This window comes from Methylophaga sulfidovorans, from assembly GCF_900114205.1.
GTDB classification, from domain to species: domain Bacteria; phylum Pseudomonadota; class Gammaproteobacteria; order Nitrosococcales; family Methylophagaceae; genus Methylophaga; species Methylophaga sulfidovorans.
On sequence record NZ_FOSH01000018.1, the window covers coordinates 1 to 15,571 of the forward strand.

Genomic DNA, 15,571 nt, shown 5'->3' on the forward strand with positions numbered 1-15,571 from the left:
ATGAAAAGCCACCGATTTGGACAGGGATTTGAATACAATAAAACGACACATAAAGAGAGATTATCTGTGTTAATCCTGCTGACAACGATTGCCCACTGGATACTGATGGTGATTGGATTAGCTGCCCGGCAAACACAGCATCATCGTCAATATCAAGCTAATAGTTTGAAAACGGATTCGGTTTTATCATTACCTTTTATTGGTTTTAGAGTCATTGCTGATAAATATGCGAAATTGAAGATAAGAGAATTTATGAAGTCTGTCAGGGCACTTCATTTATCAAGTGCTTACTTGTTTGAAACGCTATAATTTTTGTGGGGATCGTACAGGGTCAGAGCGTTTGATTTTAAATCAAGACGAACAACTATAATGTGATACGCCGCCGATATCGCTCAGCTCTGTTGGCATCAGCCGGTAATATTTTTCCTCAATGTCTTTTGATTGTTCGGCGTAGGGTTGTGTCATCACATTTTGTAACTCATGAAGGAGGGTATATTCACCTTCAGCTGCTTTTTTGTATGCTGCAACGAGCTGCCACTCTCGCAAAATATATTTCGGATTAACCCGTTTCATTTGATTGGAAATCGTTTCACGAGGACGAGCCTGGTTCGTGTCGGTTTTGTCACTGATGCCTAACAGCATTTGCCATTTATCAAGCCACGCTGACCAGTGTTGTTCAATATCCTGAGCGTTTGAGTTTGCCAACTTAGTGCCATTTTCAGAAGCATTCAGATCACCATAAAAGCTTTTTTTCAGTGGCTCGATGTTGTCTGGCAACGCTGAGAGTTCACGAAAGAAAATGGTGTAATCGACGGTTGTGAGTGTCATCAGGCTGATGAGTTCACTAAATAAGGCTTCGTTATAATCTTCAAGCCCGAGTTTAGCTGCCCACATTTTTTCTAATTGCATTTGGATGACGTTGGCAAAACCCTGTTGAACGTCTTCAAGCTCTGATAGGTAATGCTGATCGCCCTTAAGCAAAGGCTGTAAGGCTTTACAAAACATAGCGAAGTTACGTGCTGCCGCGGCGGGTTGGTTAAAGAATGAGAAATGACGTCCGCCGCCGATCCATGGCTGGTATACAGGGTCAAACGCTTCACAGAAGCCAAAAGGACCGTAGTCAAGCGTAAAGCCACCGACCGCGCAGTTGTCACTGTTAAAATTGCCTTGGCAATAACCGACACGTATCCAATTAGCAATAAGCGAGGTCAGGCGTTCACGAAACGCCTTGGCAAGTAAAATGACTTTGGTTTCGATATTCAGGTTGTTATTGATAACGTCAGCATATTCTCGATCGATGACGTGCAAAACGATCTTTTCCAGCTCATCCATAGCGTTTTCATGTGCATGATTCACAACGCGACGAGCAAATAGCTCAAGTTGACCGACTCGAATAAATGAGGGAGCGACGCGCGTTGAGATGGCAACGGGTTCATTGATAACGATGTCCGGTTCACTTGACGTCGAACCATCCGAATACCAAGGACGTCTGACTTGCTCGGTGGTTGAGGCATACAAACTTAATGAACGCGATGTGGGCACACCTAGTGCGTGCATGTGTTCTTGAGCAAGAAACTCTCTAATGCTGGATCTCAAAACCGCACGACCATCTGCACCACGGCAGTAGGGGGTTCGGCCGCCACCTTTTAGCTGCATTTCCCAGCGTTGGCCTTTGATAACGGCTTCTAATACGGAAATAGCTCGACCATCACCGTAACCGTTACCCGTTTGGAAGGGGCACTGTTGAGTATATTCCGTACCGTAAATAGACAGCGCGTAACCCGTCGCCCAACCGAATGGACGAATAGGCTCAGGAACATGAGTGAGATCGCCGGAGAACATCTGAAGGAAATCTTGTGACGTCGCCATGCTGTCAGCGAAACCGAGTTCATGGAAAAAGGTTTTGCTGTGTGTGACGTAAACGGGGTTTTCGATTGGCGTGGGTTTTACCGGGACATAATGCCCCGAGAAAACTTGTCTCGGAGCGTGATCTTCGCCATTTACCGTTGTGTCAGGATCGCGGTTGAGTGCGTCCATGAGTGAATAGCTCGTCAGTTGTGCCAGGTCGTCGAGTGTCGAGACTTCTGAAGTCATAGTGTCGGGGGCTTAGTAATAGTGTCAGAGTGTATGATTTTACCAGTAGTGCAGGCTTAATCAGGTAGAAGTTCTACGTTAACATTTAACGCAGTTTACTCAAAATCCAAGAAGCAGGACGAATCACTAAAAAGTGAATAATTCTGTAAATCCACATCATCAATATTTAGATCGGACTAAAGGTGCCGAGTAAGGGCCAATAAAGCACAACAAAACAAACTCGGTGCAGCAGATAACGGATAGTGAATGAGAACCAATGACGGTAATTGACTCTGAGTGATGAGGCCCAGAGTTTTAAATAAAACAACCAAGATGTGTTAGGTGGCTAGGTCAATTACCTATCAAATTATCAATGAAAGATGAACCCATGACGGAATGGAACGGATGAATACGATTATCCAGTTCTTTAATATGTGTCTCATTGGGGTTAAATAACGTGACGGATGTTTGTTAAAACATTGACTGGTAATAATGCCACGTCGATCTTATTCCCTTGCTTTTGGATGTTTGTTCTAGCGGGATGCTTCCGCTTCTATCTGAAAGATCCGAGTACAGGCCTGGAGTTAAGTTTTCTGGATTTTAGTAAATATCCTGAGACCCTCTCGAATTAATCGAGAGAGCCTGTTGGATATTGAAATACATTTTAGTATTGATCAACTACCACTCGACACAAATCTTGCCAAAGTGCGCACCGTTGGTTTGATACTCGAAAGCTTCAGCAAGCTGCTGATATTTGAAACTTTTGTCTATCACAGGTCGGAAGTCGTTCATTTCAAGTGCTTTGACATAGTCTTGCTGTTGACGACGAGTACCAACAAGTAGCCCTTGCAGACGCACTTGTTTCATCATTAGTAAGCCGGTTGGCACTTGGCCTGAGAGCCCTGACATGACTCCGATCAGGGAGATATGGCCACCGACCGCAGCGGCTTTAATAGATTGTTCCAAAGTGCCTGGGCCGCCTAACTCGAGAATATGTTTTGCACCAAGGCCATTCGTGATCTCCATTACTTCTCGGGCCCAGTCCGGATGTTCACGGTAATTGATCGTGGCATCAGCTCCCAGCGCTTTGGCTTTGGCGAGTTTGTCATCCGATGATGAGGTGATAATCACGTTGGCGCCAAACATTTTGCCAATTTGAAGAGCAGCAATAGATACGCCACCCGTTCCTAAAGTCAGAATGGTATCGCCTGCTTTCAGCTTGCCATCAGCTACCAGTGCACGCCAGGCGGTCAGACCTGCAGTGGTAATTGTTGCTGCTTCGGCGTGAGACCAACCTGCTGGAGCGTGTGTGAACGCCTCGACAGGGCGGGTGACACTCTCCATGGCATAGCCGTCCGTGCCATCCCCAGGTGTTTGATGAAAGTCACCGGCAGAGGGCACCACCTCACCAGACAGCCATTGTGGAAAGAAGGTTGAAACAACATGATCGCCGACTTTGAATTCTGTCACGCCCTCACCAACTTGTTCCACAACACCAGCACCATCGGACAGTAATACGCGGTCACTGTCCGTTTTGAGATGGCCGGCTGCAACCAGATAATCATGATAGTTCAGAGAGCCCGCATGGATACGGACTGTGATTTCTCCCTTTTTAGGAGAAGAGGCTTGTTCAATATTATCGACAAAAATGGTTTCTAAACCACCTGACTGCTTGACTTTGATTGCTTGCATAGCTCTACCTTTCTATGTGTATTAATTGTTAGTCAAAAATTTTTTTAAGCTCTTACTGCTGAATATGAGGGAGAACCATCTCTCCCAGTTCTTGCATTACTTCGTTGGCTGGGCGTTTGCCATATTTGAGATTGATCGCAACATGGTTAACCCCGAAAATTTTCAATTGCTGTAAATAATCGACAAGTGCTTTACGCCCTGTACGAATACCAAGATGAATTGGCGTAGGGGTGGCATTCCCATCTTCTGTCAAATCCACATACAACGACTGGGCAAAGGGCTTGAAGCCCTGATCGACTCCCGACACAGTCTGATGCCAACCTGTCACAAATTTTTCATGATGAGGCAGTTGTCTCGGGTAGGTAATCCAGCCATCAGCCTGCTCAGCAATCCATTCAAGACTTTGCTGGCTATGCCCCGTGACCAGCAGCGGAATCATGGTGTCCGGCTTGGGCAGGCTATCCGCTTCCCCAGCAAGGGCTCCATAATGATTATCATAATGCGGAAAATCGTTATACAGCAGTTTCTTGAGGGTTGTAAAGTGTTCCCTGAACAGCTGTTCACGCTGGTCACGGTTAACACCGAAGGCAGGAAATTCGATAGCTCGATCGCCAGAGGCGATGCCGGCAACCACCCGACCGTTGGACAAGGCATTTACTGAGGCTAATGACTTGGCTACATGGATAGGATGACGTAAAGGCAGAATCAATGAACCCGTCACCAAGGCAATATGCTGTGTCTGTGCTGCCATCCAGCCCATATAGGCAATGGGGTCATAAATATGTCCGACATCGCCGAATGTCGGATCGCGTAGCGGCACATCTCGAAACCAGAGTGCTGAAAAACCGAGGTTTTCTGCCAGTTGAGCCAGTGTCTCCTGATTTTCCATTGTCGGGCTGTCACCCTGATAGGCCTCAAGCGGAAAGGTCAGTCCGATACTGAGCCGTCCTTGAGAAAATAACGTGTTGTACCCGATGTTATATTGATGTGTCATAGTTGACCAGAAGTGTAGAGTGAGCTTAACCCGAAACAGTATTATCTGATGGTATAGGTATCATTGGTGCGAATATAGAGGATGACTTCATCACTATCGGCTACAGAAAAAAGGTGATGATATTCACCTGCTGAACCAAAGTAACTGCCAGCACTCAGGGCTTTTCCCATGTTCGTTTGGGAATCTTGATAAGCGATTTTTCCCTGTATGACAATGGCTTTGAATTCGTTGGCTGACGTCACGATTTCTCCTTCAAAACCGGAGGGGAGTTTCACCAGAGAACCATTTAACTGCGCTTTATCGGTGCTTCCCCAGAGAAAAGTCGACTCAACGCCGTCAGCGAGCAGTCTGTGACTGTCGTGGTTATTTTCCCAGACCATATTGTCACGGTGCAGGTTCAGTGGCCGTTCACCATTATCGAAGGCCTGTGCTGAAGGCATAACCAGATAGGGGCCGCTATCAATTTCAAGGTAGATCAGATTATTCTGAGCATTGGCGGCGGTGATGTGGTTTTCCCCTGCGGGTTGTTTCCAGTAAGAACCTGTGGGTAGCCACATTTCAGCGGCATCTGGATCATCATTATGCATGAGTCCCTCGATGACGATGCCCTTGTAGGTGATGTTGTGAATATGGGGTGGCGATGAGAATCCGGCGTTAAACTTAACCAGCATGCCAGTGGGCCCGTCTTTTGTGCGATCGCCCCAGAGATCGGCAGCCCCCGGGCTGGCATCGCCACGAAGCGGGTTCAGATAACCCCAGTCAACCTCATCAGCTGAAACAATCTCGGCAACAGGCTGGGCCGCCATGACCTGTGAAGCCAGCAAGCAGCCCGCCGCGAAAGTGGCCGTTTTGATTATAGACATTTCTTGGTTCCTTTTTCAGTTAGGGATTAGGTGGCGAATGGTTGACCAGTCTAGTCTTGGATAGGGATGGGAAAAACAGGCAGACGGAAAAAACAGTTTATTGATAATGTTGATAATAGGTTTTAAGAGAGAGTGATTTGTCCTAAAACGATTAGAAAGGGATGAGCAGCATAGCTTGGGGCACTTGCTCTATGACGCCGTTCGTCCCGAATTTATTGTGCGAGTAGGCGTACTCGATACCCGCATAAAGTTGATGATCATGTTGCCAATAGTGGCCTATATCAAGGAGTAATTGAGGCTGTGCTGATAAACTGGCTTTTTTGCCTGTCGCATCAGCACTCTGCCATTCAATAAAACCTTTGAACCAGAAGCGGTGCTTGCCCAGATTGAACTTCATCCCCCAGATCGGCGAAATCTGAATACCGGTTGTACTGGCATTCTCGGACTTAAATGCCATGACATCTAAACGGAGAAAGCCCATACCGGGGGCGTGAAACTTGACGCCCGCGCCAAGCAGATAGGCTTTAAACGGATCATGGCGAGGCAAGTTCCCGATATTAATGCCCGCCACAACTGAAAAGTCATCAAGTAACGAGATTGGCGACGGTTTGCCGGTAACGGCTGTCCAGTTCATACGTGGGTAGAACTCAGCATAAAATTCTGTGCCAACATCACGACGATTGAAAATATTCGAGAAAAAATAATTTTCGCCATAGCGCCATGAGCTGGCATGTTCAATCGTTATCGATTCACGTGTTTTTGGGCCTAATTCGTATTGGTTTCCGTGTAGAAACTGAATATTAGTGGAGCGCCAGCTTGGTGGCTCTGCTATGGCCGGTAGTGTAAACAAGCTCGTAGCAACGAGTAATAGTGATCTTAGTGTGGTCATAGCAGGTTCCCATATCATTAACAATTCGTCTTATGAGGGAGAAGTTTAGTGATACGTTAACAACTGAAAAAGTAGAAAGTTGTCAAAACAGTTTACTGATTTTGTTAATAATTATTGATTTTTACGGGTGATTATTCTGTTTTTGGGATATCCCAGTAAGGGGGTGGGCCAAATTGCTGAATAAGATATTCAATAAATACGCTGACTTTAGGTGCCAACAATCTTGAGCTGGGATATACCGCCCAGATAGCCGTTTTAGAGACTAAAGGGAATTCATCCAGTACGGTGACGAGTTTGCCCTCAGCGAGCAATTCGTAGGTACTCCATTTGGCATTGATAGTGAGTCCGAGACCTAGCGCGCAGGCATCACGAGCTGCTTCACCGTTATCCACACGAACCTGACTATTAGGTCTGATGGATATAGGGCCGGTCGGTGTTTGGAAGTGCCAAGTATCCAGGCCCGTTAATGTAATGCAGTGGTGGTTTTTAATATCCTCGGGTGATGAAGGAATCCCATGCTCGGCAATATAGTCAGGCGATGCACACAAGACGCGACTGTCAGGCGCTAGCTTACGAGCAATCAGGTTAGAATCTTTAAGTTCAGCGTTGCGAATCGCCACATCAAATCCACCTTCAACCATATCCACAATGCTATCGGAAAGTCGCAGATCCAAAATCAAATTGGGGTAGCGTTCAGTAAAGCCTTTTAGAGCGGGTACTAAATGCATGCGGGCAAAGGAAGCCGGAGCGGCTATGCGCAATGTACCCGAGGGGATCGTCTCCCCCGCACCTACCGCAGAGCGCGCTGCTTCTACGCTGGCCAATACGTCCTCTGCATGAGGTAGAAAAGATTTGCCTTCTTCTGTGAGCGAGACCTGCCGTGTTGTGCGGTGTAGCAAACGCACACCCAGGTTTTTTTCCAGCTTATTAATATAGGCGCTAGCCACCGCCGGTGATAAGCCTAGTTCATTGCCAGCAGCACTGATGTTCTGCGTGGCGGCAATGCGAATAAATAACTTCAGGTGCTCAATATTCATAGATTATCAATAAAAAATATAAACAGATTGTATTGTTTGCCTGATTATCATTTAGTTTGTAGGTAAATACAATAGCCCTCGTAGCTTGGCAATAGCTAAGTAAAAAAATACTTATTACGAGGACAAACAAATGAAAGCCATGATCATTAATAACTTCGGTGGTTCAGAAAATTTCGAGGTTTCGGATATCGACATGCCAGACGTTAAGGTCGGCCAGGTGCTGGTACGTATCGCGGCTAGCAGCGTGAATACCGTCGATACCATGATTCGTGAAATGGGGTCTGAATTACCTATTTCACCTGCACTGCCTGCTGTATTAGGTATGGATTTCGCCGGTATCGTTGAAGCGGTGGGTGAGGGCGTCACTGACTATGTCGTTGGCGATGAAGTCTATGGCTGTGCTGGTGGTCTTGGAGAATTACAAGGTACGCTGGCTGAGTACATTGCCGCCGATAGTCGTTTAATCGCACATAAACCTAACAACCTTTCTATGCAGGAAGCGGCGGCACTGCCATTAGTCGGGATTACGGCTTACGAAGGTTTATTGCGGGCAGGTATCAAATCAGGTCAAAAAGTGCTGGTACATGGTGGTTCTGGCGGTGTGGGTCATGTAGCACTGCAACTGGCTAAACACTTTGGTGCGGACGTATATGCTACTGGGGGCGGCGATAAGCAGCTGGCATTGATTGAATCCCTGGGTGCCACAGGTATCAACTACAAAACCGAAACGGTTGCTGACTATATCGAAAAACACACTGACGGTGCAGGTTTTGATGTGGTGTTCGATTCCGTCGGCGGAGCCAATATGGCCAACTCTTTCGATGCTGCCGCTTTAAATGGTCAGGTAGCTTCAACCGTGTCCATGGTCGAACTCGACTTATCTGTAGCCCATTTCAAGGGACTGTCACTGCACGTAGTTTTTATGCTGATCCCGATGATTCATAACGTCAAACGTCAGGAACATGCCGAGATATTAAAAGCGTTACGCACTATCGCTGAGGCGGATGGACTCAAGCCTGTATTGGATGAAAAACGTTTTTCTCTGGAAGAAGTGGGTCTGGCTTATGACCGTCTGACAAGTGGACAAGCTATGGGGAAAGTGGTTGTTGAGAATAGGTAGTTAATAGCAACTGATGTTTTAACGTATGGTAGACGTATGTTTATCAAACGCTGCGTCTACCATCTCGAAGCGCTGTTACTGGCAATGCGCATTAACAGCAATACAACACGGATGGGGGTTCCCATTCATAAATGAGGAAGAAAATAATGAATTATTACTCTGTAATTACAGTCACGCCAACCAGTGAAGACTGGATTCCTGCATATCTGGAATCGGTCGTCGGATTGGTAAACAGACATGGTGGTCAATTCCTGGCACGTACCCCCAATCATGAACAATTGGAAGGCGAAAAACAGGATGCGGCATTGCGCATCATTATTGGCTGGCCTTCCAAGCAGGCAGCATTGGATTTTACTAATGATCCTGATTACCAGCCACATCTGAAAGCTCGTCTGGCGGGTTCTGTCAGTCAACACTTTTTGATTGAAGGCAAAGATCAGCTGGCCTAAGTCTAAACAAACTTTAATTAGTGACTTAATTCATTTGGAGAAAATCATGAAAAAATTATTCAGTATGTTGGCATTTGTAGGATTTATTGCGTTAGGTACCACAGGCTCAGCGGTTGCTGATGATGTCGATGCGATGAAGGCAGTGGCTGAAGTCAATACCCGTTGGAACGAGGCATTCAACAGTGGTGACAGCGTTGCCCTTGCTGAACTTTATGCTGATACTGCCACAGTATCTCCGGGTAACGGTACGGTACTTAACGGGCGTGAGGCTATTGCCTCACTCTATAAAAGCTTTATCGATAATGGTGTTTACAACCACAGTATCGATACCATCAAAGTCTATCACCAACAAACCAGATTGTACAACTGGGTAAATGGCAGGCGCAGAGCTCCAATGACAAGCAGGAAACTATTACTTTTGGTGGTGTCTTGATGACCGTGATTGAGAAAAATGCCGAGGGTGATTGGGTGACACAATCTCATATCTGGAATATGGGGCAATAGTTCGTCAGTGTTCAAATGCTTGATGGGTTGAATAAAGGGGCCTTGTTCTGCAAAGCCGATGATCTGTTTTTCATCAAAAGGCTTCAGGCAAGGCATTCCTGATATTGACTCAGCCAGATACGCAAAGATAGCTACAAGTATAAGGAGAAAAAATGCATTTTGATATTGAAGGCAAAGTAGCATTGGTCACAGGAGCGAATCGAGGGATCGGTAAGGCAATTGTGACAAGTTTACTCGCCGCCAACGTAACCAAGGTTTATGCCGCTGTGCGGAGTCTTGATTCAGCCATGTCGCTGGTCAATGAGTATGGTGATCGCGTTGTTCCCGTACATCTCGATCTGGCCAAACCAGAAACTATCGCTGCCGCCGCTGTCTCTGCCAGTGATGTTGATCTGGTCATCAATAATGCCGGCATTCTTCACAAGGAGTCGCCCTTGTCTGTCGAGGCGGTTCATGCTCTGACTGATGAAATCAACATCAATGTGTTTGGTTTGATTTACATGGCTCAGGCATTCTCACCCGTGCTGGCAGGTAAAGGTGGTGGGGCATTTGTACAAATAAATTCAGCAGCGTCATTGAGGTGTCGTTCAGACTATACCACTTATTCTGCTTCCAAAGCGGCTGCCTACGCGGTAACACAAGGTCTGAGAGAGAAACTGAAGCCGCAGGGCACGCACGTTCTTAGTGTACATCCTGGCCCGATAGCAACGGATATGGCAGGAGTAACAGGGCTCGTCAATGATGCTGAACCTCCTTCTCAGGTTGCAGACAGCATTATCGAGGCATTAAGAAACGGAGACTTCCATGCTTTTCCAGATGCCTACTCAAAACGAATAGCCCAGTATTATCAGGCTTTTGCCGAGAATGTTGTGGAAGCAGATTTAATAAAAGTGTCATGAATCTGCCATACACATGAGTTTTCCCTTTACTTATCATGCTTTTGTTTCCATGCAATGGGGTATATCCATCAGTTGACAGAAAATGCGCAGACTATTTTTATAGTGGTGAAAGTAAAGTGGGGATGGTTTGAGAAAAGCGTATGTAGAGATATACGTAGAATGATCATTTTTAGGAGCGTTAAACTAATATAACCCACTGAGTCATCAATGGGTTATATAGCTTTTCGTATTCTTATGGTACCCAGGGCCGGAATCGAACCGGCACGCCGGATTAGGGCGAGGGATTTTAAGTCCCTTGTGTCTACCAATTTCACCACCTGGGCAACAAGCCGCACATTATAACGAAGATTTTCGATTTGTTCACTACCCTTTTTACTATTTTGTTACAGATTTGGGTAATTGATAGTGGGCTTCAATCATTTCACGAGTCAGAATACCGTAGATTCGCTCGATCATAGGGGCATTCTGGCGGCTGACATAAAGGGCTTCCACATGATGTTCGTTCAGAGCCTGAAAGGCCTCAAATAAACTGGTATGTAAGGATATCTTGTGTACGTCGCGACGTGTGCCAGGAATCTGCATTAAGTCTATGTCGGTATTTTCGCCCATGTCTTTGACGCTGACGGCTCTTGCCAGATCGCTGGCAGGCATCATCACTACTGGAATACGATCGCGAGTAATAATGATCCATTCAGGGCTGTTTTTTAAGGTCTGCATGGCCATTTGAGCGCTGATTACTTGGTTTAACGTGACAAAGTTACGCTGCATAGCCGCACCTACACTGATCTTGCGTAAGGCTTGTGAGATAGGGTCATTTTGAAAGTCGAGACCACGGTAACGAAGAATGCTGACAAATAAGGCATCCAGTTTGAAGTAGTCATGAATAATCAAACTGGAAAAAACGATAGCCAGCATCCCCGGCAGGATGATTTCTGGATTACCCGTTAACTCAAGCATGGCCATTAAGGCGGCAAGAGGGGCTTTGAGTGTGGCAGACATCATCGCACACATGCCAATAACGGCATAAAAAGTCATGGATGATGAATACTCCGGCAAGACAGAATTACCGAGATAACCGAGGATAGCACCGGCACAAGCACCCACCACCATAGTCGGTCCAACCATCCCTGCTGGGATACCAAAGCCGACACAAGCTGAAGATAGTAGAAGTTTAAGTATTAGAATGATGATAAGACTACCAATGGCAATTTCATTGGCAGAGATACTGCTGATAATGCCGTAGCCCATACCCATTACTTCTGGCACAGCCATACCAAAAACGCCCATTAATATTCCAGCATAGGTTGGGCGTAACCATGAGGGATGGTGACTGAATATACCGGAAAATAATTGCAGGCTTTTCAGAGATAAGGTCGCTAAAAAACCGATTATGACACCCAGAAAGATAATGTAGGGCAGTTCCCACAAGGATTGCATTTGTGTGGCTAGATTAACGAATACCGTATCGTCGCCAAAGGTCAGACGGCAGACTACAGCGCCGGTCACAGCCGCTAGAATGACAGGAATAAAGCTGGCGATGTGGTATTCCATCATAATGACTTCCATTGCGAAAATCACACCAGCAATGGGTGTATTAAATGAGGCTGCAATGGCCGCAGCGGAACCTGATGCAACTAAAATCCGGACGCTGTTATTCGGAAGCTCTAATCCTCGGGCAAGAATACTACCGCTGGCAGCACCCAAATGGACCCCCGGCCCTTCACGTCCAACAGAATGCCCTGTGATGATGGCGATACTGGTACCGATAAATTGGCGGACGGCATTTTGCCAGGGAAGCCGGCCCTCATAGGAAGACAGCCGTTCGATAACGTGCAAAATACCAGTATTACGTTGCTCTGCATTGAGTCCACGAAATAATAGACCGATCAATAAGCCACCGAGAATAGGCATGGTGAGTAACCAGTACCAAGGTAAGGTGTCGTAGCTTTCTACTTCTCCGGAAGGAAATAAGGCCATCTGACCAAAATCAATGGTCAGACGTAATAAGGTGATGGCGAGACTCGAGAGTAAACCGGTGATGACTGCAAGTACATAAAGCTTGACACCCAATCGACCGAAGATGAAATACTGTCGGAGTTTTTCCAGCATATTCCCTATATAACTTTGGAAAATCGCTGCCTTGCTTGTTGACTGTATTTATCAAACACCATGCAGATATTACGTATCAATAAGCGGCCAGCGGGTAAGACTTCTATAGAGTCCCATTTATACTGCAACAGACCGTCTTGGGCAAATTGTTCTAGGTCTTCAATGGCGTCGGCAAAATAGTCGTTAAAGTTAAGGTTGTAAGTTTTTTCTATAACGGGAATATCGAGAGCAAAATCACAAATCAGTCGGGTGATGATGTCACGACGACATTTATCATCGTCATCCAGCTCAACACCACGTAATACCGGCAACTTGCCTGCCTTAATCGCTTCATCATATTCCGGTAGTGTTTTCACATTTTGCACATAAGCATCACCGACTTTGCCGATGGATGTGACGCCAAAGCCAATTAAATCGCATTCTGCACGGGTTGAATACCCCTGAAAGTTGCGATAAAGCTGTTTGTTTTGCTGGGCTAGCGTGAGTTCATCATTGGGTTTGGCGAAGTGATCCATACCGATATAGACATAACCCGCAGCTGTGAGTTTATCAATGGTGCGGTGCAGAATTTGTAATTTCACTTGTGGCGCTGGGATATCGGCAGTGGCGATCTGACGCTGAGTTTTAAACAGATCGGGCATGTGAGCGTAGTTGAACACAGATAAACGATCTGGGCTGGCGGCAATAACTTTATCCAGCGTTTCGCTAAAGCTTTCCACTGTTTGATGCGGCAGACCGTAAATGAGATCCAGACTGATACTGCGAAAGCCTTCACGACGCGCTGCATCTAAAACCGAGAATGTTTGTTCTTCGGTTTGAATGCGGTTAACGGCTTTCTGCACTTTAGGGTTGAAGTCCTGCAAACCAAGGCTGATGCGATTAAAGCCTAGTTCTCTTAATAATTTTATGGTGGCGTCATCAGCTTCGCGGGGATCAATTTCAATCGAAAACTCGCCTTTATCATCGTCCGCTAAGGTGAAGTGCTGACGGGTATGCGCCATCAGTTCACGCATTTGTTGATGTGTTAAGAACGTCGGTGTGCCGCCGCCCCAATGCAGTTGTTCTACTACGCGGTTTGAGTCAAACAGCTCTGCTTGCATGCGAATTTCTTCATAGAGGTTTTCCAGATAAGGCTCGGCATGCTGGCGGTTTTTGGTGATGATTTTATTGCAGGCACAATAGAAACAAACGGTATCGCAGAACGGCACATGGAAATATAGAGAAAGCGGGCCACCACGCTGATTCGATAAAGCAATATGCTCAGCATAAGTTTCGGCAGTAAAACCTTGATGAAATTCGACAGCGGTCGGGTAGGAGGTATAGCGCGGACCGGCTTTGTCGTAACGGCGGATTAATCCTTCATTAAATTCAATCGCATCAGTCATGGTTTTATTCCTAAATAATGTGCGCAAAGTATAACCAGCGAGGATTTATGCTGTTTTATTATCCGAACAGATCTTGACCTGGATCAAAGCTGGCGCTGGCTGCTGACTGATTGCTTAAGAAAAAGAATCGCTTTGCCTATATAAATCATCCATTTTGGTGGTTTGGAAAAGCCGTTATCTACGGTATTATTAGCCTCTTTTTTAAGCATCTCCGGCAATCATCTATGAAAGTATTAGTCATCGGTAGCGGTGGGCGCGAACATGCTCTCGCCTGGAAACTGAATCAATCTCCAAACTGTTCTCAGGTTTTTGTGGCACCCGGTAATCCCGGCACAGCCAGCGAAAGCAATATCAGCAATGTGGATATCAAAGTCGAAGATATCGCCGGACTGGTGAAATTTGCTCAGGACAACACGATTGATTTAACCGTGGTAGGGCCGGAAGTGCCATTAACCATGGGTGTTGTGGATGCATTTGAAGCAGCAGGTTTACGTTGTTTTGGCCCTTCGAAAGCAGCGGCACAATTAGAAGCCTCAAAGTCTTTCACCAAAGACTTCCTTGCCCGTCATCAGATTCCAACAGCGGCATATCAAGTATTTACTCAGGTAGATGAAGCTAAAGCCTACATTCAACAGCAGGGCGCACCGATTGTGGTGAAAGCCGATGGTCTCGCTGCTGGTAAAGGCGTGATTGTGGCGATGACTGAAGCCGAAGCCATTGCTGCGGTAGAAGATATGTTGTCTGGCAATGCTTTTGGTGATGCCGGTAGCCGTGTGGTTATTGAAGAATTTATGACTGGCGAAGAAGCCAGCTTTATTGTGATGGTCGATGGCGAACATATTTTGCCATTAGCAACGTCACAAGATCACAAAGCACGTGACGATGGTGATAAAGGCCCTAACACAGGTGGCATGGGCGCTTATTCTCCAGCGCCGGTGGTGACTGATGATGTATTCCAACGCATTATGGCAGAAGTCATTGAGCCAACAGTAAAAGGCATGGCGGCTGATGGTCGTCCTTACACAGGCTTTTTGTATGCCGGTCTGATGATTGATGAAGCAGGCGCTCCACGTGTGGTTGAATATAACTGCCGTTTTGGTGATCCGGAAACACAGCCGATCTTGATGCGTTTGCAATCTGATCTCATCACATTATGTGAAGCGGCATTAGATAAACGTTTAAATGAAGTTGAAGCTGAGTGGGATTCGCGTGCAGCTATCGGTGTAGTGATGGCAGCGGGTGGTTATCCAGATAGTTACCGTAAAGGTGACGTGATTACTGGCATTGCAGACGCTGAGCAAAACGGCAGCAAAGTATTTCATGCCGGTACAGCCAGCCAGGGCGATGATATTGTCACTGCTGGTGGCCGTGTTTTATGTGTGACTGCACTGGGTAATACTGTGGCAGAAGCGCAAAAGTCAGCTTATCAAGCATTGAGCCATATTAAGTGGGATGATGCGTATTTCCGTACTGATATTGCTTACCGCGCTGTGGCACGTGAACAGGGCTAGATTCACATTTTGAGAATGTAAAAAAGGGGTTACTGGTTAACCCCTT

At 46.3% G+C, this 15,571-nt stretch carries 13 protein-coding genes, 1 tRNA gene and 1 pseudogene; 6 read left to right on the plus strand and 9 right to left on the minus strand.

All coding sequences use genetic code 11. From position 1 onward, the window contains the following. Window positions 1-309: pseudogene (locus BM232_RS14920) on the plus strand (hypothetical protein); the annotation flags it as partial. Window positions 310-351: 42 nt separating this feature from the next. Here the strand turns inward: BM232_RS14920 and BM232_RS12890 are convergent. The 6 genes from BM232_RS12890 to BM232_RS12915 all read right to left on the minus strand — a co-directional run bounded on the left by BM232_RS12890 (window position 352) and on the right by BM232_RS12915 (window position 7,548). Next, window positions 352-2,094 carry a protein adenylyltransferase SelO gene (locus BM232_RS12890; RefSeq protein WP_091715442.1) on the minus strand — a complete coding sequence of 581 codons (1,743 nt, stop codon included), beginning with the start codon at window positions 2,092-2,094 and terminating at the stop codon, window positions 352-354. A 657-nt stretch (window positions 2,095-2,751) separates the two neighbouring features. Further along, entirely contained in the window at window positions 2,752-3,765 is a 1,014-nt protein-coding gene (locus tag BM232_RS12895) for a zinc-dependent alcohol dehydrogenase family protein (protein ID WP_091715444.1), read from the minus strand. Between the two features lie 52 nt (window positions 3,766-3,817). Further along, on the minus strand, window positions 3,818-4,759 hold the full coding sequence (locus BM232_RS12900) for an LLM class oxidoreductase (protein WP_091715446.1): 942 nt from the start codon (window positions 4,757-4,759) through the stop codon (window positions 3,818-3,820). Between the two features lie 41 nt (window positions 4,760-4,800). After that, complete coding sequence (locus tag BM232_RS12905; RefSeq protein WP_245752947.1) at window positions 4,801-5,622, minus strand: DUF4437 domain-containing protein; 822 nt, start codon at window positions 5,620-5,622, stop codon at window positions 4,801-4,803. Between the two features lie 151 nt (window positions 5,623-5,773). Next, complete coding sequence (locus tag BM232_RS12910; RefSeq protein ID WP_091715449.1) at window positions 5,774-6,511, minus strand: hypothetical protein; 738 nt, start codon at window positions 6,509-6,511, stop codon at window positions 5,774-5,776. Window positions 6,512-6,642: 131 nt separating this feature from the next. Next, complete coding sequence (locus BM232_RS12915; protein ID WP_091715451.1) at window positions 6,643-7,548, minus strand: LysR family transcriptional regulator; 906 nt, start codon at window positions 7,546-7,548, stop codon at window positions 6,643-6,645. Between the two features lie 130 nt (window positions 7,549-7,678). Between BM232_RS12915 and BM232_RS12920 the strand changes: the two genes are divergently transcribed. From BM232_RS12920 to BM232_RS12935, 4 genes are all read left to right on the plus strand, one after another. After that, complete coding sequence (locus BM232_RS12920; RefSeq protein ID WP_091715454.1) at window positions 7,679-8,668, plus strand: zinc-dependent alcohol dehydrogenase family protein; 990 nt, start codon at window positions 7,679-7,681, stop codon at window positions 8,666-8,668. Between the two features lie 146 nt (window positions 8,669-8,814). After that, window positions 8,815-9,117 (plus strand): DUF1330 domain-containing protein, encoded by a 303-nt coding sequence (locus BM232_RS12925; protein WP_091715456.1) that lies wholly within the window; start codon window positions 8,815-8,817, stop codon window positions 9,115-9,117. 46 nt (window positions 9,118-9,163) lie between these two features. Then, window positions 9,164-9,550, plus strand: a complete 387-nt coding sequence (locus tag BM232_RS12930; protein WP_091715458.1) for a YybH family protein — start codon at window positions 9,164-9,166, stop codon at window positions 9,548-9,550. 223 nt (window positions 9,551-9,773) lie between these two features. Further along, on the plus strand, window positions 9,774-10,520 hold the full coding sequence (locus BM232_RS12935) for an SDR family oxidoreductase (protein WP_091715460.1): 747 nt from the start codon (window positions 9,774-9,776) through the stop codon (window positions 10,518-10,520). Between the two features lie 235 nt (window positions 10,521-10,755). Here BM232_RS12935 and BM232_RS12940 read toward each other — a convergent pair. From BM232_RS12940 to hemN, 3 genes are all read right to left on the minus strand, one after another. Beyond that, window positions 10,756-10,843 (minus strand) — tRNA-Leu (locus tag BM232_RS12940). Window positions 10,844-10,895: 52 nt separating this feature from the next. Beyond that, entirely contained in the window at window positions 10,896-12,629 is a 1,734-nt protein-coding gene (locus BM232_RS12945; RefSeq protein ID WP_091715463.1) for a chloride channel protein, read from the minus strand. Window positions 12,630-12,634: 5 nt separating this feature from the next. Then, entirely contained in the window at window positions 12,635-14,014 is a 1,380-nt protein-coding gene (gene hemN / locus BM232_RS12950; RefSeq protein ID WP_091715466.1) for an oxygen-independent coproporphyrinogen III oxidase, read from the minus strand. A gap of 224 nt (window positions 14,015-14,238) precedes the next feature. Here hemN and purD point away from each other — a divergent pair, with 224 nt between their 5' ends. Beyond that, window positions 14,239-15,525: a phosphoribosylamine--glycine ligase gene (gene purD / locus BM232_RS12955; protein WP_091715469.1), complete on the plus strand. Its 1,287-nt coding sequence runs from the start codon at window positions 14,239-14,241 to the stop codon at window positions 15,523-15,525. The last annotated feature ends 46 nt before the right edge of the window (window positions 15,526-15,571 follow it).